General features: G+C 59.3%; 20 protein-coding genes. 16 read left to right on the forward strand and 4 right to left on the reverse strand.

Translation table 11 applies throughout. The features are described 5' to 3' along the window. Positions 1-169: 169 nt before the first annotated feature. The 3 genes from OK412_RS02740 to OK412_RS02750 form a co-directional block, all read right to left on the reverse strand. A complete protein-coding gene (locus OK412_RS02740; protein ID WP_163640121.1) occupies positions 170-1,810 on the reverse strand; it encodes a methyl-accepting chemotaxis protein in 1,641 nt (546 codons plus the stop codon). Positions 1,811-2,388: 578 nt separating this feature from the next. Continuing rightward, complete coding sequence (locus OK412_RS02745; protein WP_250488472.1) at positions 2,389-2,886, reverse strand: AAA family ATPase; 498 nt, start codon at positions 2,884-2,886, stop codon at positions 2,389-2,391. Between the two features lie 140 nt (positions 2,887-3,026). Further along, complete coding sequence (locus OK412_RS02750) at positions 3,027-3,656, reverse strand: Vat family streptogramin A O-acetyltransferase (protein WP_124890071.1); 630 nt, start codon at positions 3,654-3,656, stop codon at positions 3,027-3,029. Positions 3,657-3,912: 256 nt separating this feature from the next. On the opposite strand from OK412_RS02750, the gene fos reads away from it, so the two are divergent. The 15 genes from fos to phnE (OK412_RS02825) all read left to right on the forward strand — a co-directional run bounded on the left by fos (position 3,913) and on the right by phnE (OK412_RS02825) (position 15,869). Then, on the forward strand, positions 3,913-4,311 hold the full coding sequence (fos, locus tag OK412_RS02755; protein ID WP_033772097.1) for a fosfomycin resistance glutathione transferase: 399 nt from the start codon (positions 3,913-3,915) through the stop codon (positions 4,309-4,311). A 239-nt stretch (positions 4,312-4,550) separates the two neighbouring features. Continuing rightward, entirely contained in the window at positions 4,551-5,264 is a 714-nt protein-coding gene (phnF, locus tag OK412_RS02760; RefSeq protein WP_010247805.1) for a phosphonate metabolism transcriptional regulator PhnF, read from the forward strand. Then, the gene (gene phnG, locus OK412_RS02765; protein ID WP_010247802.1) at positions 5,264-5,710 is read left to right on the forward strand and encodes a phosphonate C-P lyase system protein PhnG; all 447 of its coding nucleotides are present in this window, start codon (positions 5,264-5,266) and stop codon (positions 5,708-5,710) included. The genes phnF and phnG overlap by 1 nt, the downstream gene beginning before the upstream one ends. Continuing rightward, positions 5,710-6,285: a phosphonate C-P lyase system protein PhnH gene (phnH, locus tag OK412_RS02770; protein ID WP_022624940.1), complete on the forward strand. Its 576-nt coding sequence runs from the start codon at positions 5,710-5,712 to the stop codon at positions 6,283-6,285. The genes phnG and phnH overlap by 1 nt, the downstream gene beginning before the upstream one ends. Further along, complete coding sequence (locus OK412_RS02775) at positions 6,285-7,361, forward strand: carbon-phosphorus lyase complex subunit PhnI (RefSeq protein WP_022624939.1); 1,077 nt, start codon at positions 6,285-6,287, stop codon at positions 7,359-7,361. Before phnH ends, OK412_RS02775 begins: the two co-directional genes overlap by 1 nt. Next, complete coding sequence (locus OK412_RS02780; RefSeq protein WP_010247794.1) at positions 7,354-8,202, forward strand: alpha-D-ribose 1-methylphosphonate 5-phosphate C-P-lyase PhnJ; 849 nt, start codon at positions 7,354-7,356, stop codon at positions 8,200-8,202. The genes OK412_RS02775 and OK412_RS02780 overlap by 8 nt, the downstream gene beginning before the upstream one ends. Next, the gene (gene phnK / locus OK412_RS02785) at positions 8,192-8,953 is read left to right on the forward strand and encodes a phosphonate C-P lyase system protein PhnK (protein ID WP_033767653.1); all 762 of its coding nucleotides are present in this window, start codon (positions 8,192-8,194) and stop codon (positions 8,951-8,953) included. The genes OK412_RS02780 and phnK overlap by 11 nt, the downstream gene beginning before the upstream one ends. After that, entirely contained in the window at positions 8,954-9,667 is a 714-nt protein-coding gene (gene phnL, locus OK412_RS02790) for a phosphonate C-P lyase system protein PhnL (RefSeq protein WP_033772090.1), read from the forward strand. Further along, on the forward strand, positions 9,664-10,800 hold the full coding sequence (phnM, locus tag OK412_RS02795; RefSeq protein ID WP_264352659.1) for an alpha-D-ribose 1-methylphosphonate 5-triphosphate diphosphatase: 1,137 nt from the start codon (positions 9,664-9,666) through the stop codon (positions 10,798-10,800). Before phnL ends, phnM begins: the two co-directional genes overlap by 4 nt. Then, the gene (gene phnN / locus OK412_RS02800; protein ID WP_010247782.1) at positions 10,800-11,336 is read left to right on the forward strand and encodes a ribose 1,5-bisphosphokinase; all 537 of its coding nucleotides are present in this window, start codon (positions 10,800-10,802) and stop codon (positions 11,334-11,336) included. Before phnM ends, phnN begins: the two co-directional genes overlap by 1 nt. A 65-nt stretch (positions 11,337-11,401) precedes the next feature. After that, positions 11,402-12,172: a phosphonate metabolism protein PhnP gene (phnP, locus tag OK412_RS02805; RefSeq protein ID WP_264352715.1), complete on the forward strand. Its 771-nt coding sequence runs from the start codon at positions 11,402-11,404 to the stop codon at positions 12,170-12,172. A 78-nt stretch (positions 12,173-12,250) separates the two neighbouring features. Then, positions 12,251-13,081: a phosphonate ABC transporter ATP-binding protein gene (gene phnC / locus OK412_RS02810; RefSeq protein WP_010247776.1), complete on the forward strand. Its 831-nt coding sequence runs from the start codon at positions 12,251-12,253 to the stop codon at positions 13,079-13,081. A gap of 26 nt (positions 13,082-13,107) precedes the next feature. Continuing rightward, positions 13,108-14,034 carry a phosphonate ABC transporter substrate-binding protein gene (gene phnD / locus OK412_RS02815; RefSeq protein WP_010247773.1) on the forward strand — a complete coding sequence of 309 codons (927 nt, stop codon included), beginning with the start codon at positions 13,108-13,110 and terminating at the stop codon, positions 14,032-14,034. A 93-nt stretch (positions 14,035-14,127) separates the two neighbouring features. Continuing rightward, a complete protein-coding gene (phnE, locus tag OK412_RS02820; protein WP_010670882.1) occupies positions 14,128-14,988 on the forward strand; it encodes a phosphonate ABC transporter, permease protein PhnE in 861 nt (286 codons plus the stop codon). Further along, entirely contained in the window at positions 14,985-15,869 is an 885-nt protein-coding gene (gene phnE / locus OK412_RS02825; protein WP_010247767.1) for a phosphonate ABC transporter, permease protein PhnE, read from the forward strand. The genes phnE (OK412_RS02820) and phnE (OK412_RS02825) overlap by 4 nt, the downstream gene beginning before the upstream one ends. Here the strand turns inward: phnE (OK412_RS02825) and OK412_RS02830 are convergent. After that, positions 15,823-18,438, reverse strand: a complete 2,616-nt coding sequence (locus OK412_RS02830; protein ID WP_033778925.1) for an ATP-binding protein — start codon at positions 18,436-18,438, stop codon at positions 15,823-15,825. The two genes, phnE (OK412_RS02825) and OK412_RS02830, sit on opposite strands and share 47 nt — an antisense overlap. 147 nt (positions 18,439-18,585) lie before the next feature. Here OK412_RS02830 and OK412_RS02835 point away from each other — a divergent pair, with 147 nt between their 5' ends. Next, on the forward strand, positions 18,586-20,100 hold the full coding sequence (locus tag OK412_RS02835; RefSeq protein ID WP_264352660.1) for a sugar ABC transporter ATP-binding protein: 1,515 nt from the start codon (positions 18,586-18,588) through the stop codon (positions 20,098-20,100). Positions 20,101-20,104: the final 4 nt, after the last annotated feature.

Genomic DNA, 20,104 nt, shown 5'->3' on the forward strand with positions numbered 1-20,104 from the left:
GGCAGTCTGCGTGGGTGTGTGCATCCTGATAGCTGTTGCTCCGTTGTTCTTTCAGGGCAGGCGATGGTGTCTTTGTCCGCATGGTGTCTGAAGCGGACATAATTGTTTTGGCCATCTTCTGGTAAACCCGATGTCTGCAGAAGAAGCTGCAGACATCAGCCTGACTCAGTTAAAAGCTCACCCACGGATCGCTTGAAACTTTTTCTTTTACCTGAACAGACGGTATGGCCGGGGAGCGTAAGTCTGTCACGACCGCACCAGTCTGCAACCTGAACCGGCTGGTAATCGCACTTAACGATTTAACCTGTTCCTCCAGTACACCCGTAGCAGCAGCAGAAGCCTGAACCAGCGTGGCGTTCTGTTGAGTCACACTGTCCATTTCGGTTACAGCCGTGCCGATCTGATTTATTCCCTTACTCTGTTCAGAAGACGCTGCTGCAATCTCTCCCAGCAGCGAGGTCACGCCGGTCACATCGCTGATAATTTTTTCTGTTGTCAGCGAAACCTGAGCCACTTTCTGCTCACCCAGACCGACGTTCAGATTGGATTCAGCAATCAGCTTTTCAATTTCCCGCGCAGACTGTGTGCTGCGTTGTGCAAGCGTGCGAACTTCGTTAGCAACCACAGCAAAACCGCGACCCTGGTCGCCTGCACGTGCTGCTTCTACCGCTGCGTTCAGTGCCAGAATGTTTGTCTGAAAGGCAATGCTGTTTATTACGGAGGTAATTTCACTGATGGCCATTGCGCTGGTTTTGATGTCTGCCATCGTGCGCACCACTTCCCGCATTGCCGCGCCGCATTCCGAAGCGGTTCCGGAAGCCGCAGAGGCCGCGTCGCTGGCGACTGAGGCATTACCGGCGTTGAGTGAGACAGTAGACGAGAGCTCCTCCATGCTCGCCGCGGTCTCTTCGAGCGCTGCCGCCTGTTGCTCCGTGCGGCTGGAAAGACTGTGGTTGCCGTCGCTTATCTGCGTGGTAACGCGAGCCACTTCGCTTACGCCATTGACGATTTCACTGACCATCGTTTTCAGGCCAAGCTGCATATTTTCAAGCCCCTGCAGAAGCCTGCCCATTTCATCGTTGCGGAGATTGTGGAACTCCGATGTCAGATCGCCGGCACCAATGGCTGCCGTTACTTCGCCAGCACGACGCAGGGGCTTGATCAGCACATTTTTCAGTACCACCGCCACAATGACTGAAGCCAGGATAAAGAGTATGACCGACACACCCGCAGCAACATAAGCAATGTGCGTATCGGTATCGGCCTGTTGGGTGATGTTTACGGCTGACTGTTTATGTATGGCAATAACCTTGTCCAGCGGAACGCGGTAAGCCTCATCAAGTGCCACGACTTTTGTACCAGCAAGCATCAGAAAAGCGGGTACATCCCTTTTCTGCAGCGCGGTGAAAAGGGCACCAACGCCTTGCTGAGTGTAATCGTTGTAGCGTGCGGCCAGCTCCCGTGACAGTTCCGCTTCACCGGCCATTTTTGGTGCAGCCTGATAGGCCTGCATAAAGCGCAAGCCGCCATCATAGTAAAATCTGGCCTGGGCCAGCGCGGCATTAAACGCCTCTGGATTGCTGCCGTCAGCATAAGGAACAGCGGCCAGCAGTGTGGTGCGAGCGGCACGTATCCAGTTCGTCGTGTCAGCGACGCCAAGGGTTGCAGAAACTTCATGGTTGAGATTTTTGAGAGATTCCGCACTGCGATTCAGATAGATCACACTCAGCAATGAAGAAGCAAGAAAGACAAAAAACAGAAACAGTCCGGATAACGTCAGGATCGTGGTGAGACGTGTATTTTTCAGCATGGCAGTAAAGCTCCAGGTAAGATGTCTTACGATTATCGGCCTGGAGCAGCCAGAGATTACTCACGGTTATTAACCAACGGCAGTGCAAAAATCGCGCATAAATTTAAGAAGGCAGGCTTCAGTAAAAATAAAATGACAATTTAAAATTATGATGTTGAATCAGATGGTTTATTTATTTTTTAAGGTTTTGAATATTCAGATTAACTTAAAAAATAGTGGAAAATTACAATGTTAATTTGAGAGGGAATGATGGAATACCATCAAAAGGGCATCAGAATTTTGCCAGCCGGGATGCTTTTTGATTCAATTATCTGCGACTTCTACTCTTTTTCAGTTTTTGAAAAAGCCTTTGGGACATGATCAACTGTTCAGGAATTACGTCCGTTTTCTCTCATTGAGTACCTGACCCTGGTTACCTCATTAATCCTCTCCAGAACGTGCTGATATTGCCGCATAAGCTGAGGGAATAGCGTGGCTACTTCTGTTTTACCGGTTTTAATCCCTGAGGGTAGGGCAACATGCAGCCTCAGGTTAAAACATTTATTGCCGTTAAGGGTGCGGGCTAAACGCGGTCAGGGCTAAATGCTTGTCTGGAGGATGATATCAACGCACTCAGCAGGCGAAAATTCCGCCGTATCCAGCTTCAGATGTTCTCTGCTCCACGGTTCATAAACACGATCCACAACGGCTTGCCAGTCAGGCACTTTTAAGCCAGGGATATCTGAGATTCTGTTCTCTACACGAGCACGATGCTGTTCGGGATCTGAACAGAGGATTTCAATTTCCAGAAAGGGAACACCTGATGATAGTGCGATATCACGAAAACTATCACGTACCAGGTTAAGGTCATTCACCGAGTCAGTGATAACAGGTAATCCCAGTCTGAGATTGTCCCGCGCAAGCTCATAAAGGATGAAATAGCCTTCAGGGCCAATATCCCTGAAAGTTGCTGAACTATTACGCAGAGCCTGTTCGATCGTATCTACGCGTAAATACACCGCTTTCAATTTTTCAGATAGCATTTTAGCGATAGTGCTTTTGCCGCAACCCGGAAGGCCACTTAAGATGTAGAGCATAACGACTCCTGTTTTAACCCGCGCTCCAGTGGTAAAGCAGACACATTGATACATCAATCTGCGCGAAATTATGCGAACCCGTGTCGGATGATCGCCGCCCTATGTCAGCAGCGGACAGCGTTTATTCCACTTCTGCCCGGCTATTCATCTGGCAGTGCTTCAAGGTCTGCGGAGATAATTGCCGGTAAGTTTTGGGTAATCTTTTCTACCGGCCAGTCCCACCAGGCCAGCTTCTCTAGTCGGGATATGGTTTCATCGGTAAAACGCTGCCTGATAACTCTGGCCGGGTTGCCACCCACAATCGAATAGGCCGGGACATCCGACGTCACAACAGAACGTGACGAAATGATCGCGCCGTTGCCAATTTTAACGCCTGGCATAATCAGCGCCTGATAACCCATCCATACATCATTACCAATCACCGTATCGCCTTTATAGGGCAGATCGCCGGCCTGAGGCTGGGCTGTTTCCCATCCGTTTCCGAAAATGTAAAACGGAAAAGTGGAGAAACCCGCCATGTTATGGTTTGCCCCGTTCATGATGAACTGAACGCCTCTGGCTATCGCGCAGAATTTACCCATGATCAGTTTGTCACCAATAAAGGGGAAGTGATAAAGGACATTGCGCTCGAAGTTTTCTGAGTCTTCAGGATCATCATAATAAGTAAAATCCCCGATTATGATGTTGGGGTTTTTCACCGTATTTTTGATAAAACAAACCTGTGGGAAACCTTCCATTGGATGGGGATTGGTGGGATCCGGTCCGTACATATTCTCTCCTTAAGCGCAACGTTAGTTCGTTCCAGTGTACACCATGAAACCCGTCGTTCCTTTCGTGCAAGCCCGGTCTTCATTATCTGCTCATCGCGCGCCGGTCCCGGCTGTATTGCCCGCTCCAGTTTCCTCTTTCCGGGGTGGGTCCGGCAGAGATTCGGCTGATATACAAACGGCTGTTAATTCTCTTTGTGTGCAAAGAAATCTGATTCCTGTAAATTAAATTTTTCTGCATTCTGATAAAGAGTTTTACATGCTGACCGGACTCAATCACCTCACCCTCGCAGTTAGCAACCTGGCCAGTAGCCTGAATTTTTATACGGAGACCCTGGGATTCATCCCCAAAGCGGCATGGGATCACGGCGCTTATCTTTCGCTGGGTGAACTCTGGCTCTGTCTCTCTGTGGATACTGTCTCTGCTGGAAATGATTACACACACTATGCATTCACTATTGCTGGTGACGAATTTGATGCGTTCGTTGAGCGATTGAGAGCGGCGGGTGTGACAGAATGGAAGCGCAATAAAAGCGAGGGGAACTCCTTCTACTTTCTGGACCCCGATGGCCACAAGCTTGAAATCCACGATGGCGATCTTGAGAGCCGTATCAGAGCCTGCCTTGCTCAGCCTTATCAGGGAATGACGTTCTTCTGATTGATTGACTCCCGGCCCGGCAGAGGAAATGATCGCTTAAGCGGGGGCTATTACCCCATGCCCGGCGGTTTCCTGCCAGTCACGCACCCTGACAAGCACTCCTCATTTTCCAGCCACCACATTCACCTCTCCTTCACCCCCGCGTCACGGTTCTGTCATCTGATCCCCTCAAGCTAACACCATCCCGCAGCGTCTTTTCACTGCGTTCCCACTCTGTAACCCGTGAGGATTTCATCGTGATGGAGTTATCCAGACATCCGACCACTGTCTATCAGGCTGTTGCCGCACAACTGGAGCAGGCGCTGAAAGAGCGCTACCGCTGCGGCGACTATCTTCCTTCCGAGCAACAGCTGGCCGATCACTATGAGGTGAATCGCCACACGCTGCGTCGGGCGGTGGATGAGCTGGTGCACAAAGGGCTGCTGCAGCGCCGTCACGGCGTCGGCATCCTGGTTTTGATGCGCCCTTATGACTATCCGCTGCATGCCCAGGCGCGATTCAGCCAGAACCTGCTTGAGCAGGGCAGTCATCCCACCAGCGAACGGCTGCTGGCGGTGCTGCGTCCGGCCAGCAACGACGTTGCCAATGCGCTGGGCGTGAAAGAGGGCGACAACGTCATTCATCTGCGCACCCTGCGACGCGCCAACGGCGTGCCGCTCTGCCTGATCAACCATTTCCTCGCCGACCTCAGCTGGTGGCCACAGCTTCAGCAATTTAACAGCGGGTCGCTACACGACTTCTTAGTGGAGCACACCGGCAAGCAGCTGGTGCGCACCCAGACCCGCATCAGCACCCGCCGGGCGCAGGCCAAAGAGTGTCGGCAGCTCGACATCGCGCTGCATTCGCCGCTGCTCTGCGTGCGGACCCTGAACAAAACCAGTGATGGCGCGGTGGCGGAATACTCCGTCAGCCTGACGCGCGGCGACATGATTGAACTGACTCTGGAGCACTAATGGAACAGCAAACGGATCGCCAGCGCTGGCTGTCGGTGCTGGCGCACAGCAGCGCCGCCTTGCTTGAGACGCACTGGCAGGCGCTTAACCTCCAGCCCGCCTTTACCCTGATCCGTCCGGCAGAGATCGGGCTGACGCGGTTGCAGGCGCGGATGGGTGCCACCGGCAAACGCTTTGTGATGGGCGATGCCACGGTGACGCGTGCGGTGGTGCAGCTCAGCGACGGCACTCTGGGTTACAGCTACCTGTTAGGGCGCGACAAAGCCCATGCCGAACGCTGTGCCCTGCTGGATGCGCTTTTACAGCAGCCGGAAACCCGGCAACTGCTGGAAGAGAAGATTATTACCCCGCTGGCGGCGTGGCGCGATGAGCAGCGACAGCTGCGCGCCCGTGAAATCGCCAGCAGCAAAGTGGATTTCTTTACGCTGGTTCGCGGAGATAACTGATGACTTTACTGGCAAGTTTTAACCATCCGGTGGCGGATGCGCAGCGCGCGTTTCGCCGTATTCTGAAAGCGATGAGCGAACCGGGCGTGATGGTCTCGCTGCCGCTGCAACAGGGCTGGGGCGCACTGTCACCGGCGGCCACGGCGCTGCTGCTGACGCTGGTCGATCAGGAAAGCCCGGTCTGGCTGGATGCGGAAATCGACAACGAACAGCTGCGCAACAATCTGCGCTTCCATACCGGTGCGCCGATCACCACGCAGCAGGATGCGCCTTTTGCCCTGAGCCATGCGGCGGCGCAGCCCGACCCGACGCAGTTCGCGGCCGGTGACAACATTTCACCAGAAAAAAGCACCACGCTGATTATCGAAGTGCCGTCGCTGAATGGCGGCCTGACGCTGCGCCTCTCCGGCCCTGGCCTGCGGGAAACCCGCGCCATCGCGCCACAGCTGCCCGAAAGCGTGCTGGAATATCTGCGCACTCGTCCGCATCCGTTTCCACAGGGCGTGGACCTGATCTTCACCTGTGGCGAAGCGATCATGGCCGTGCCGCGCACCACCGTTGTGGAGGTGTGCTGATGTATGTCGCGGTGAAAGGGGGCGAAAAAGCCATTGCGAACGCCCACCAGTTGCAGGCCGATCTGCGGCGCGGCGATAGAGCGGTAGCCGAACTCGGCTGCGATCAGGTGGCGCAGCAGCTGGGACTGGCGGTGGATCGGGTGATGACCGAGGGAGGAATTTACGATCCTGAGCTGGCGGCGCTGGCGATTAAGCAGGCCAGCGGCGATCTGGTCGAGGCGATCTTTCTGTTGCGCGCCTATCGCACCACGCTGCCACGCCTGGCGGAGAGCACGCCACTGGCGACCGGTGCGATGCGCATCGAACGCCGCATCTCGGCGGTCTATAAAGATCTGCCTGGCGGCCAGGTGCTGGGACCAACTTACGACTACAGCCACCGTCTGCTCGACTTCACCCTGCTGGCCAATGGCGAAACGCCTGCCGCGCCGCGTGACGATCGTTCGGTGCCTGACCAGTGCCCGCACATGTTCAGCATGATGAGCGATGAAGGGCTGGCCGCCGCTGAGATGGATGACGGCAGCGAGCCTGTCGATATCACCCGCGAGCCGATGAGCTTTCCCGCCTCACGCGCCGCGCGCCTGCAACAGCTGGTGCGTGGCGACGAAGGCTTTCTGCTGGCGCTCGGCTATTCGACACAGCGCGGCTATGGGCGCACCCATCCGTTTGCCGGCGAGATTCGCACCGGCACTCTCAGCGTCAGTATCTGTCCCGAAGAGCTGGGTTTTGATCTCGAGATTGGTGAGCTGCTGCTGACGGAGTGTGAAATGGTCAACGGCGTTGCCCACAGCGACGACACGGCGCCGCACTTTACCCGGGGTTATGGGCTGGTGTTTGGCCGCGCCGAACGCAAAGCGATGGCGATGGCGCTGGTGGACCGGGCGCTGCAAAGCCGCGAACAGCATGAGCGTGTTACCAGCCCGGCGCAGGACGAAGAGTTTGTGCTGTCGCACGCCGATAACGTGGAAGCCGCAGGCTTTGTCTCGCATCTCAAGCTGCCGCACTACGTCGATTTCCAGGCGGAACTGGAACTGCTGAAACAGCTGCAGCACGATTATCAGGAGCGCACCCATGGCTGAACTCACCGGCTATAACAACGGCTATCTCGACGAGCAGACCAAACGCACCATCCGCCGCGCCATCCTGAAAGCGGTGGCGATCCCCGGCTATCAGGTGCCGTTCGCCGGACGTGAGATGCCGATGCCCTACGGCTGGGGCACCGGCGGCATCCAGATCACCGCCAGCGTGATTGGCGATCAGGATGTGCTGAAGGTGATCGATCAGGGCGCAGATGACACCACCAATGCGGTGTCGATCCGTCAGTTCTTTAAGCGAGTCAGCAATGCTGCCACCACCGAGCGCACCGCCGATGCCACCCTGATCCAGACCCGGCACCGCATCCCGGAAACGCCGCTGGAGGAGGATCAGATCCTGATTTTCCAGGTGCCGATTCCGGAGCCGCTGCGCTTTATCGAGCCGCGCGAAACCGAAACCCGCACCATGCATGCGCTGGAGGAGTACGGCATCATGCAGGTGAAGCTGTATGAAGATATTGCCCGCTACGGCCACATCGCGACGACTTACGCCTATCCGGTCCGGGTCAACGATCGCTACGTGATGGATCCTTCGCCCATTCCCAAATTCGACAACCCGAAGATGCACATGATGCCCGCGCTGCAGCTGTTTGGTGCCGGGCGTGAAAAGCGCATCTACGCCTTACCGCCTTACACCCGTGTGGAAAGCCTGGACTTCGACGATCATCCGTTCACCGTGCAGCAGTGGGATGAACCCTGCGCGCTGTGCGGCTCGCGCCACAGCTATCTCGATGAGGTGGTAATGGACGATCAGGGAACGCGGATGTTTGTCTGCTCCGACACCGACTTTTGCCATCAGCAGCAGGAACAGCAACATGCACAGTGAACAGCCGCTGCTTGCGGTGAACCAGCTCACCCACCTTTATGCGCCGGGCAAAGGGTTTGAGCAGGTCAGTTTTGATCTCTATCCCGGTGAAGTGCTGGGCATTGTCGGCGAGTCCGGCTCCGGTAAAACCACGCTGCTGCAGAGCCTGTCAGCGCGTCTGACGCCGCAGCAGGGCAGCATTCTTTATCAGAACCGCGACCTCTATCAGATGAGTGAAAGCGATCGCCGTCGCCTGCTGCGCACCGAATGGGGCGTGGTGCATCAGCATCCCATGGACGGGCTGCGTTCGCAGGTCAGCGCGGGCGGCAACATCGGCGAACGGCTGATGGCGACCGGACAGCGCCACTATGGCGATATCCGCGCCGAAGCGAGCCGCTGGCTGCAGGCGGTGGAGATTGATGCCGGTCGCATCGACGATTTGCCCACCACCTTTTCCGGCGGCATGCAGCAACGGCTGCAGATCGCCCGGAACCTGGTGACGCAGCCGCAGCTGATGTTTATGGATGAGCCTACCGGCGGACTGGATGTGTCGGTGCAGGCGCGACTGCTGGATCTGCTGCGGACGCTGGTACGCGAACTGAATCTGGCGGTGGTGATTGTCACCCACGATCTCGGCGTGGCGCGACTGCTGGCGCATCGCCTGCTGGTGATGAAGCAGGGGCGGGTGGTGGAGAGCGGTCTGACTGACCGCGTGCTGGACGATCCTCATCATCCTTACACTCAACTGCTGGTCTCTTCGGTGCTCAATTAAATGACAACTATCACTCCGCGCCTGCGGGTAGAGAATTTGTGTAAAACCTTTGTGCTGCATAACCAGAACGGCGCGGCGCTGCCGGTGCTGCACAACGCCAGCCTGACGGCAGGCGAGGGCGAATGCGTGGTGCTGCACGGTCACTCCGGCAGCGGTAAATCCACACTGCTGCGCGCGCTTTACGGCAACTATCAGCCCGACAGCGGCCATATCCGGGTCGCGCATCAGGGCGAGTGGATCGACATGGCGCAGGCATCGGCGCGCCAGATTATCGCCCTGCGCCGCGACACGCTGGGCTGGGTCAGCCAGTTTCTGCGGGTGATCCCGCGCGTGCCGACGCTGGAGATTGTGATGCAGCCGCTGCTGGAGCGCGGCGTCGAGCGCGCCTTATGTGAAGCACGTGCCGCCGAACTGCTGACCCGGCTCAACGTGCCGCAGCGTCTCTGGTCGCTGGCCCCGTCCACTTTCTCTGGCGGAGAGCAGCAGCGCGTCAATATCGCTCGCGGCTTTATCGCCGACTATCCGGTGCTGCTGCTGGATGAACCCACCGCCTCGCTCGACAGTGTCAACAGCGAGGCGGTGGTGAGCCTAATTGAACAGGCGCGCGCCCGTGGTGCCGCCATCGTCGGTATTTTTCACGATCGGGCGGTGCGCGAGCGGGTAGCGGACCGGCTGCACCTGATGCACCCAATCGAGACAGGAGCGCAGGCATGATCATCAATAACGTCAGACTGGTGCTGGAAAACGAAGTGGTAACCGGATCGCTGGAGTTTCGCGACGAGCGCATCAGCAGCTTCAGCGAAACCACCAGCCAGCAGCCGGGCGCGCTGGATGGCGAGGGCGCCTGGCTGCTGCCGGGTCTGGTGGAGCTGCACACCGATAACCTCGATAAGTTTTTCACGCCGCGTCCGAAAGTGGACTGGCCGGCACACTCGGCGATGAGCAGCCACGATGCGCTGATGGTTTCCAGCGGAATTACCACGGTGCTGGATGCGATTGGCGTCGGGGATGTGCGCGACGGCGGGCACCGGCTGGATAACCTCAGCAAGATGATCGACGCCATCCGCGACAGCAACCGCAAAGGACTGAACCGGGCCGAGCATTTGCTGCATCTGCGCTGTGAACTGCCGCATCCCACCACTGCGCCGCTGTTTGAAGCGCTGATGGGCACGCCGGAGCTGGCGCTGGTGTCGCTGATGGACCATTCACCGGGACAGCGTCAGTACGCGTCCCTGACGAAGTATCGCGAATATTATCAGGGCAAATATCAGCTCAACGACACGGAGATGGATCAGTTCGAGCATGACCAGCTCACCCTGGCAGCAGAATGGTCACAGCCCAACCGTCAGGCGATTGCCGGACTCTGCCGGGAACATGGCATCGCCATTGCCAGCCACGATGATGCCACCGCGGCGCACGTTGAAGAGTCTCACGCCGCGGGCAGCCGCATCGCGGAGTTTCCGACCACGCTGGAGGCGGCACGTGCCTCGCGTTATCGCAATATGCAGGTGCTGATGGGCGCGCCTAACATCGTGCGCGGCGGCTCGCACTCCGGCAACGTCGCCGCCTGGGAGCTGGCGTCACACGGCCTGCTGAATATTCTCTCCTCCGATTACTATCCGGCGAGCCTGCTGGATGCAGCGTTCCGGCTGGCAGATGATGAGCGCAACAGCCTCGGCATGGCGCAGGCGATCGCGCTGGTCACCTGTAACCCGGCGCGCGCCTTAGGGCTCGAAGATCGCGGGGTAATCGCCGAAGGCTGCCGCGCCGATCTGGTGCTGGCGCACACCGCACACGGCTACCCGCACGTGCGGCATGTCTGGAGCAAAGGCCGGCAGGTGTACTGATGGCGCGGCTGATCTGGCTCACCGGTCCCTCGGGCTCGGGTAAAGACAGCCTGCTGGATGCGCTGCGAGCGGCACCTCCGCCACGGCTGCTGATCGCCCATCGCTACATTACCCGCGCCGCCGATGCGGGCGGTGAAAACCATGTGGCGCTGACCGAGGCGGAGTTTGCCCGCCGCGCCGCGCTGGGACTGTTCGCGGTGAGCTGGCAGGCGCACGGTTTCAGCTATGGCATTGGCTGTGAGACGGAGCAGTGGCTGCTGCGCGGGCAGAATGTGGTGGTGAACGGTTCGCGGCTGCATCTGGCGCAGGCGCAGGCCCGTTTCGGCACGCAGCTGCTGCCGGTCTGTCTGCAGGTCACACCCGCCGTGCTGGCAGCGCGGCTGCGCCAGCGCGGACGGGAAGATGAGGCGGAGATCGCCCGGCGGCTGGCGCGCGCCGCACAGCCGCAGCCCGATGGCTGCCTTATCCTCAACAACGACGGCGCGCTGGCGGATACCGTGTGCCTGCTGCGTCAGATACTGGAGGCGCATCAATGAAACTCTCTTATCCTGGCACCGGCGGTGACAGTCCGGCATCGACATCCGCTACCAAAGGCGCATCAATGAAACTCACTTTTCTGGGTACTGGCGGGGTCACTGCCGCACCGCTGCCGGGCTGCGACTGTCGCGCCTGTCAGCGTGCGCAGCTCAACAGCGGCTACGCGCGTGCACCCTGCAGCGCGCTGATTGAGTTTGGTCGCGAGCGCATCCTGCTGGATGCCGGTCTGCCGCTGCTGGCGTCGCGCTTCCCGCCCGGCACACTGACACGCATTCTGCTGACTCACTACCACATGGATCATGTGCAGGGGCTTTTTGCACTGCGCTGGGGAGTGGGCGCGCCGATTCCGGTCTGGGGTCCACCCGATCCGCGAGGCTGTGACGATCTCTATAAACATCCTGGCCTGCTCGATTTCCGTCCCGCCTTAACGCCGTTTGTAGCACACGCCTTTGGTGAACTGCAGGTTACGCCGCTGCCGTTGCAGCACTCGAAGCTGACGCATGGCTATCTGTTCGACTGGCACGGCACCCGGCTCGCCTGGCTGTGTGATACCTGCGGGTTGCCACCCGACACCGCCGACTTCCTGCACGGTCAGCCGCTGGATCAACTGGTGATTGACTGCAACGATCCGCCGCAAGCAGAACCGCGTAACCATAATGATGTGACCCAGGCGCTGGCGCTGGCAGAGATGCTCCAGCCGCGTCAGACCTGGCTCACCCATCTCAGTCATGAGATGGATAACTGGTTAGCTGAGAACCCGTTACCGGACGGCGTGCTGGCTGCCCGTGACGGCCAGACATTGCTGTGCGGCGCGCACTGGCCTGTCACGGTTTGATCATCTGACTGTCATCTCGTGTTCATCGCGTCACGCCTTAATAACCCGCAGAACGCAATCAGCGATGACGGAGAAACCATGGCACAGGCACTTCTGAAAACGGTGGTCGACAACGACCTGCCACCGGCCAGCCTCAGCGGACAAAAAGTGTTGTCGGTGCAGAAACTGAGCAAAGCCTACGGCGACACTCAGGTGCTGGATCAGGTCAGTTTCGACCTGCACGCCGGTGAGCTGGTGGCGGTGATTGGCCGCTCTGGCGCGGGTAAATCGACCCTGCTGCACATGCTCAACGGCACGATTGAAGCGACTTCCGGCGCGATTATCAGTCTGCATCATGGCGAAGCGGATCGTAACGTGGTTACGCTCAACAGCCGCCAGCTGCGCGAATGGCGCAGCCAGTGCGGCATGATCTTTCAGGATTTCTGTCTGGTGCCACGCCTCGACGTGCTGACCAACGTGCTGCTGGGCCGTCTGAGCCAGACCGGTACGCTGAAATCTTTCTTTAAAATCTTCTCCGACAATGACCGGGCGCACGCCATCGAACTGCTGCAGTGGATGAACATGCTGCCGCAGGCGCTGCAGCGGGCGGAAAACCTCTCTGGCGGGCAGATGCAGCGTGTGGCGATCTGCCGTGCCCTGATGCAGAACCCCAAAATCCTGCTGGCCGATGAGCCGGTGGCGTCACTCGATCCCAAAAATACCAAGCGCATCATGGATGTGCTGCGTCAGGTCAGCGAGCAGGGCATCAGCGTGATGGTCAACCTGCACTCGATTGAGCTGGTGAAAAGCTACTGCACCCGGGTGATTGGCATTCAGCGCGGCGTGGTGCTGTTTGACGGCCATCCTTCAGGACTGACCGACAGCCTGCTGCACCAGCTGTACGGCGATGAACTTAACCAAATCCATTAACTTCCACAGCAAGAGAACAACCCCGAATGAAACTGACTTCTTTAGCACTCCTGACCAGTGTAATGGCGTTTGGTGTCAGCGCAGCGGATGCGCCGAAACAGCTTAATCTGGGGATTCTGGGCGGTCAGAACGCCACCCAGCAGATTGGCGATAATCAGTGTGTGAAGACCTTCTTTGATAAAGAGCTGGGTGTGGATACCCAGATGCGCAACGCCTCCGACTACTCTGGCGTGATTCAGGGTCTGCTGGGTGGCAAGATCGATATGGTGCTGAGCATGTCGCCAGCCTCGTTTGCGTCGGTCTACATTCAGGACCCGAAAGCGGTGGATGTGGTTGGCATTGTGGTGGATGACAAAGATCAGTCACGCGGCTACCACTCGGTGGTGATCGTCAAAGCGGACAGCCCCTACAAAAAACTGGAAGACCTGAAAGGGAAATCTTTCGGTATGGCCGATCCCGACTCGACGTCCGGCTTCCTGATGCCGAACCAGGCGTTTAAGAAGATGTTCGGCGGCTCAGTGGATGACAAATATAACAACACCTTCTCCAGCGTCACCTTCTCCGGCGGCCATGAGCAGGACATTCTGGGCGTGCTGAACAACCAGTTTGATGGCGCAGTGACCTGGACCTCACTGGTCGGTGACTACAACAGCGGCTATACCTCTGGCGCGTTTGGCCGTCTGATCCGCATGGACCATCCTGATCTGATGAAGCAGATCCGCATTATCTGGCAGTCACCGCTGATCCCCAACGGTCCGGTGCTGGTCAGCAACAAGCTGCCCGCTGACTTTAAAGCGAAAGTGGTGTCGGCAATTAAAAAGCTGGATAAGGAAGATCACGCCTGCTTCGTGAAAGCGGTGGGCGGCGAGCAGCATATCGGTCAGGCGACGGTCGCCGATTATCAGAACATCATCGATATGAAGCGCGACCTGATGAAAGGCAGCCGCGGCTAAATCCAGCCACTCCTTACCTTCTCCGCTCAGGCGGGGAAAGCGGGACGCGGCAAACTCGCCTGCGTCCCGCTGCTTTAGCGCCGGAGATCCCCTTTGACCGAATTCGAACACTACTACCAACGCATCCGCCGCCAGCAGAAACGAGACACGCTGCTCTGGTCACTGCTGCTGGTGGCACTCTACCTGGCGGCGGGCAGGGTGGCAGAATTTAATCTGCTTACCGTCTGGCAGTCGCTGCCGCACTTCTTTGACTACCTGCACGAAATCCTGCCGGTGCTGCATCTGCCGCTGCTGTTTGCCGACGGCAAAACCGAAGGCTCGCTGGCTTACTGGGGCTATCGCCTGCCGATCCAGCTGCCGCTGATCTGGGAAACACTACAACTGGCGCTGGCTTCGACGCTGGTGGCGGTGGCACTGGCCGCGGTGCTGGCCTTTTTCGCCGCCGACAACACTCAGACGCCGGTCAGCGTGCGGATGACGATTCGCGCCTTTGTCGCCTTCCTGCGCACCATGCCGGAGCTGGCGTGGGCGGTGATGTTTGTGATGGCGTTTGGCATCGGGGCGATCCCCGGTTTTCTGGCGCTGGCGCTGCACACCGTGGGCAGCCTGACCAAGCTGTTTTACGAGGCGATTGAGTCGGCGTCGGATAAGCCGGTGCGCGGCCTGGCCGCCTGCGGAGCCAGCAAGCTGCAGCGGATGCGTTTCGCTTTCTGGCCACAGGTTAAGCCGGTCTTTCTCTCCTACAGCTTTATGCGGCTGGAGATTAACTTCCGCTCCTCAACCATCCTTGGGCTGGTCGGCGCGGGCGGCATCGGCCAGGAGCTGATGACCAACATCAAACTGGACCGCTACGATCAGGTCAGTATTACGCTGCTGCTGATCCTGATTGTGGTGTCGCTGCTGGATACGCTCTCCGGCCAGCTTCGTCGCCGTGTGACAGGAGACAGGACATGATAAGCACCGTTCCCGATATCGCGCTAATGAAGCAGCAGCATCGTGAACTCTTCGCCGCACAGCCGCGCTATCTGCGTCGCCTGGCGCTGATGACACTGGCGGTGCTGCTCTATTACCTCTTTTTCTTTTCGGTGTTTGGTCTGGAGTGGTCGCGTTTGCTGATGGGCTGCCAGCAGCTGGGGCGCTATTTCCTGCGGATGTTTGTCTGGCACGACTTCCTGAACTGGCCGTTTGGCTACTATCTGTCGCAGGTCGGCATCACCTTAGGGATTGTCTTTGCCGGCACGCTGACTGCCTCGCTGCTGGCGCTGCCGCTGTCGTTTCTGGCGGCGCGCAACGTGATGCACAGCCGAACCGCGAAACCGCTGGCGTTTCTGATGCGCCGTCTGTTTGACGTGTTGCGCGGCATCGACATGGCGATCTGGGGGCTGATCTTCGTCCGGGCGGTCGGCATGGGGCCGCTGGCCGGGGTGCTGGCGATTATCCTGCAGGATGTCGGTCTGCTCGGCAAACTCTACGCCGAAGGGCACGAAGCAGTGGAGCGTTCACCGGGTCGCGGACTGGGCGCCGTCGGCGCCAACAGCCTGCAGAAACACCGCTTCGGCATCTTCACCCAGTCATTCCCGCAGTTTCTGGCGCTGAGCCTTTACCAGATAGAGTCCAATACCCGCTCAGCGGCGGTGCTGGGCTTTGTCGGCGCCGGGGGCGTCGGTCTGGTTTACGCTGAGAATATGCGCCTGTGGAACTGGGATGTGGTGATGTTCCTGACGCTGATTCTGGTGGTGGTAGTGATGGTGATGGATGTGATCTCCAGCCGCCTGCGCAAGCGCTACATCAGTGGGAAGCCGGTACCGTTGTGGCAGCCTGCTGCGCGCGATTAAGCCGTTCGCTGCGCTGCCAGGCGCGCTGTAACGCCTGCACCAGCTGTGCCTGCTGCCAGGGCTTCGCCAGCCGTTCGCACAGCGGCAGCGTCACCGGCTGATGGCGCAGGTCCTGACCGCTGATGAGCAGCGTCGCCAGCTGCGGCCAGTTCTGCTGCGCCTGGCGGATCACCTCCGCACCGTTAATCTCGCCGGGCAGCATCAGGTCGCTGATCAGCAGGTCGATATCGGGTGTCTGGCGCAGCAGCGCCAGCGCCTCTTCACCGTCACCACACTCCAGCGTCAGATAACCCAGTTGATGCAGATGCTCACAGAGTGTCTGGCGCACCGCCGGTTCATCATCCAGCACCAGCACCAGCCGGTTACTGGCCGCCGCAATGTCCGTCTCAATGTGCACAGGCGATGGCGGGGCGATCACTGCGGCGACGGCGGCTTCCGGCGCACGTGGCAACAGCAGCCGCACCGTGGTGCCCTGGCCTGGCGCGGTTTCCAGTTCGATCTGGCCGCCTGACTGCCGTACAAAACCATAAACCATCGACAGGCCCAGCCCGCTGCCGCTGCCGGTAGCCTTGGTAGTGAAAAAAGGCTCAAACACCTGCTCACGAACCCCGGCCGACATGCCGCAGCCGTGGTCTATCACCTCGATTGTGACCCTGTCACGCTTTTCATCGCCCTCCAGACGGCGCTGATTCCAGATGCGCAGCCGGATTTCACCGCTTTGCTGATGCATCGCATCGCGGGCATTCACCACCAGATTCATCAGCGCATTTTCCAGCTGGCTGGCATCAATCCAGGCGGGCCAGCCGGGACGCTGCGCATCAATAATCAGCTGCTGACCGGGCAGCAGCGAGTGCTGCAGCAGCCCCTGCAGGTTATCCACCAGCGTCACCACCGACACCGCACGGGGATAGAGTGCCTGCTTGCGTGAGAACGCCAGCAGCCGCTGGGTCAGCTGGGCAGCGCGATCGGCCGCCTGCCGCGCCCGCTCAATCCGGCTGGCCAGCGGGCCTGGCGTCAGCTGGCCTTCGGTCAGCGCCAGACTGCCGATAATCACCGCCAGCAGATTGTTAAAGTCGTGCGCCAGTCCGCCGGTCAGCTGGCCGACCGCCTTCATCTTCTGGCTGTGCTGCAGCGCCTCCTCCAGCGTTTTACGCGAGGTCCGGTCCAGCACGGTATTGACCATGCCGCGCCGCGGGATTGGGCTGAAGCGCAGCTCCAGCGTACGACCATCGGCCAGCCGGATCTCCTGCGGTTCACCGGGATCGTGCAGATCCACCGCCAGCGGCGCCAGCAGTTGCTGCCAGGGAACGCCGCGATGCAGTTCATGCGGCGCGATGCCGAGCAGCTCCGCATACTGGGCGTTCCACACCACCAGCTGACCGTTGTTATCAAACAGCGCAAAGCCGTCGCGCATCGCCAGAAAGGTGGATTCCAGCTGATTACTCTTCTCTTTCAGCAGCCGTGAGGTGTGAGCCAGTGAGGCGGTGTTACGGGCAAAGACGTTAAACGCCCGCGCCAGCTCGCCCAGCTCGTCGCGACGTTGCAGCCCTGGCACGCTGACGTTCTGCTCGCCCTGCGCCAGCCGCGTCATGGCCCCGGCAATCGCCGTCAGGCTCGACCCGAGATTGCGGTAGATGTAGATACCGGCATAGCCGGTAATTGCCAGCGCCAGCAGCGCAAACAGCGCGATAAAGCCGATGATGGAATCCAGCTCACGGTGGGTCGCCAGGGTGCGCGCCTCACTCTGTAACGCCACCTGCTGCACCGAGGCGCTGATATCTTCATTCAGCATCGCCACCAGCGCTTTAATCCGGTAGGTGGCATAGGCGATCGCCAGGTCGCTCTGCTCCAGCGCCTCTGCCAGCGGCAGCAGGCGCTGCTGGGTAGCCAGCAGTCGCTGCACGTTTTCGCCGGTCACGCCCGTCAGCGGCACGTTGCGCCACTGCGCCATCACCTGCTGGAGCTGTTCGATGACGGCGATGGGCGAGGGTGTGCGGATCGCGATGGTGATCAGCCGTTCGGTTTGCTCCCGCAGCGCGGCATCCGGTAGCGTCCGCTGTTCCCGCTGTACCAGCTGGTCGATATGGCTGAGCAGAATCTGTGTCTGCCACAGGTCGCTCAGCATGTTGTTGCGCTGCAGATGACGCTGGTGACCGGTCAGCAGCAGGCTGTTAATCGTCTGTTCCAGCATCAGGCTGCGGGCGCGGATCCGGGCGATGCGCTCCGGCTGACGTGCCGCCAGCGGCGCACTGGCCAGCAGGCTCAGCGACTGCTGCAACGCCTGCTGATTCTGCTGCAGCCGCTGTGATTCGCTCTGGTACTCCAGCGCGCCCACCACCTGTGACAGCCGCACTGCCGCTGTCGCCACGTTGGCGGTATCCCGCGCCAGCGCCAGGCTGCCGTTCATGTCGGCCAGGGTCTGCGCCTGTGCCTGCTCCTGAATCGCCCCGGCATGACGAAAGCCCAAGATCGCCACCACACTGACCATCAGCGTGACTGATACCACCAGCAGATTGAACAGCAACAGGCGTCCACGTGCCCCGGCCTGCCACGGATAAGTGCGCTGCATCCCACGACCTCTTAATCACTGCAACGATGGGCCGAGTATAGGAGCGTGCAGGCGGGCGTTTATGACAAATATGAACGGGCGCTGACATTTTCCGTTTATCTGACGTTGCTTTACTGACGGCTATCCACAGTCCGCAGGAGCGAGGCGATGACAGCCACACCGATACTGGAAATGCGGGGAATTACCCGGCGCTTCGGCAGCTTTTATGCCCTGAAGGGCGTCGATCTCACGGTTTACCCCGGTGAGGTCCACGCGCTGATGGGGGAGAACGGCGCGGGTAAAAGCACACTGATGAAGATTCTGGCCGGTGCCTATACCGCCAGCAGCGGGGAAATTTTAATTGAAGGCAAGCCCTGGGCGCTGAAAGGGCCGAAAGAGGCACTGGCCGCCGGGATCACCCTGATTTATCAGGAGATCAACCTGGCACCCAACCTGACGGTGGCGGAGAACATTTTTCTCGGCAGCGAAATCGCGCCCGCCGGGCTGGTCAGGCGGCGGCAGATGGCCGAAGAGGCGCAGCGGGTCATTGACCGGCTCGGCGCGCAGTTCAGCGCCTGGGATCTGGTCAGCCGTCTGAGCATCGCCGAGCAGCAGCAGGTGGAGATCGCCCGCGCGCTGCAGCGCAACAGCCGCATTCTGGTGATGGATGAGCCGACCGCCGCGCTCTCCAACCGCGAAACCGAACAGCTGTTCGCGCTGATCAAACGGCTGCGCAGCGAAGGCATGGCGATCATCTATATCAGCCACCGCATGGCGGAGGTGTATGAGCTGTCCGATCGCGTCAGTGTGCTGCGCGACGGGGAGTATGTGGGCAGCCTGACCCGTGACCAGCTCAACGCCAGCGAACTGGTGCGGATGATGGTCGGACGGCCGCTCAGCGACCTGTTTAACAAAGACCGTGCTATCCCGCTGGGTGATATCCGGCTGGCGGTTAATCACCTTACCGACGGCGGCAAAGTGCATCCCAGCAGTCTTGAAGTGCGGGCCGGAGAGATTGTCGGGCTGGCCGGGCTGGTGGGCGCAGGCCGCAGCGAACTGGCACAGCTGATTTTTGGCGTGCACAAGCCGAAAGAGGGCGAGATCTGGATCGATGGCGAGAAGGTCACCATCCATTCACCGCGCGATGCAATTGCACGCGGCATCGGTTTCCTCACCGAAAACCGCAAAGAGCAGGGACTGTTTCTGGAGATGGCGGCGCAGGAGAACATCGTGATGGCGACGCTGGAACGTGACGCCAGTTACGGGATGCTGAACCGCCGCAAAGGGCAGACCATCGCCAGTGAGGCGATCGCTTCACTCAATATTCGCGTTCCTCACGCTCAGGTCCGGGCGGGCGGTCTGTCGGGCGGTAACCAGCAGAAGCTGCTGATTTCGCGCTGGGTGGCGATTGGCCCCCGCATCCTGATCCTCGATGAACCGACGCGCGGCGTCGATGTCGGGGCGAAAAGCGAGATCTACCGCATGATGCAGGAGATGGCGCGGCAGGGTGTGGCGATTCTGATGATCTCCAGCGAACTGCCGGAAGTGGTCGGGATGAGCGACCGCGTTTACGTGATGCACGAAGGCACCATCGTCGGTGAGCTGGAGGGCAGCCACATCAGTCAGGAAAATATTATGACGCTGGCAACCGGTGCGCATAGCGCGTCAGCAGGCGAAATCTAAGGAG

Origin of the sequence: Pantoea sp. JV6 (assembly GCF_025910055.1) — a bacterium.
Classification (GTDB): Bacteria; Pseudomonadota; Gammaproteobacteria; order Enterobacterales; family Enterobacteriaceae; genus Pantoea; species Pantoea agglomerans.

Excerpts from the sequence above, each read along its gene's own strand:
- OK412_RS02740 (WP_163640121.1), bottom strand. The coding sequence starts at position 1,810 with ATGCTGAAAAATACACGTCTCACCACGATCCTGACGTTATCCGGACTG.
- OK412_RS02830 (WP_033778925.1), bottom strand. The coding sequence starts at position 18,438 with ATGCAGCGCACTTATCCGTGGCAGGCCGGGGCACGTGGACGCCTGTTG.
- phnD (WP_010247773.1), top strand. The coding sequence starts at position 13,108 with ATGAAACTGACTTCTTTAGCACTCCTGACCAGTGTAATGGCGTTTGGT.
- phnH (WP_022624940.1), top strand. The coding sequence starts at position 5,710 with ATGACTTTACTGGCAAGTTTTAACCATCCGGTGGCGGATGCGCAGCGC.
- phnP (WP_264352715.1), top strand. The coding sequence starts at position 11,402 with ATGAAACTCACTTTTCTGGGTACTGGCGGGGTCACTGCCGCACCGCTG.
- fos (WP_033772097.1), top strand. The coding sequence starts at position 3,913 with ATGCTGACCGGACTCAATCACCTCACCCTCGCAGTTAGCAACCTGGCC.
- OK412_RS02835 (WP_264352660.1), top strand. The coding sequence starts at position 18,586 with ATGACAGCCACACCGATACTGGAAATGCGGGGAATTACCCGGCGCTTC.
- OK412_RS02780 (WP_010247794.1), top strand. The coding sequence starts at position 7,354 with ATGGCTGAACTCACCGGCTATAACAACGGCTATCTCGACGAGCAGACC.
- phnF (WP_010247805.1), top strand. The coding sequence starts at position 4,551 with ATGGAGTTATCCAGACATCCGACCACTGTCTATCAGGCTGTTGCCGCA.
- OK412_RS02750 (WP_124890071.1), bottom strand. The coding sequence starts at position 3,656 with ATGTACGGACCGGATCCCACCAATCCCCATCCAATGGAAGGTTTCCCA.
- phnE (WP_010247767.1), top strand. The coding sequence starts at position 14,985 with ATGATAAGCACCGTTCCCGATATCGCGCTAATGAAGCAGCAGCATCGT.
- phnN (WP_010247782.1), top strand. The coding sequence starts at position 10,800 with ATGGCGCGGCTGATCTGGCTCACCGGTCCCTCGGGCTCGGGTAAAGAC.
- phnL (WP_033772090.1), top strand. The coding sequence starts at position 8,954 with ATGACAACTATCACTCCGCGCCTGCGGGTAGAGAATTTGTGTAAAACC.
- phnK (WP_033767653.1), top strand. The coding sequence starts at position 8,192 with ATGCACAGTGAACAGCCGCTGCTTGCGGTGAACCAGCTCACCCACCTT.
- phnC (WP_010247776.1), top strand. The coding sequence starts at position 12,251 with ATGGCACAGGCACTTCTGAAAACGGTGGTCGACAACGACCTGCCACCG.
- phnG (WP_010247802.1), top strand. The coding sequence starts at position 5,264 with ATGGAACAGCAAACGGATCGCCAGCGCTGGCTGTCGGTGCTGGCGCAC.
- OK412_RS02745 (WP_250488472.1), bottom strand. The coding sequence starts at position 2,886 with ATGCTCTACATCTTAAGTGGCCTTCCGGGTTGCGGCAAAAGCACTATC.
- OK412_RS02775 (WP_022624939.1), top strand. The coding sequence starts at position 6,285 with ATGTATGTCGCGGTGAAAGGGGGCGAAAAAGCCATTGCGAACGCCCAC.
- phnM (WP_264352659.1), top strand. The coding sequence starts at position 9,664 with ATGATCATCAATAACGTCAGACTGGTGCTGGAAAACGAAGTGGTAACC.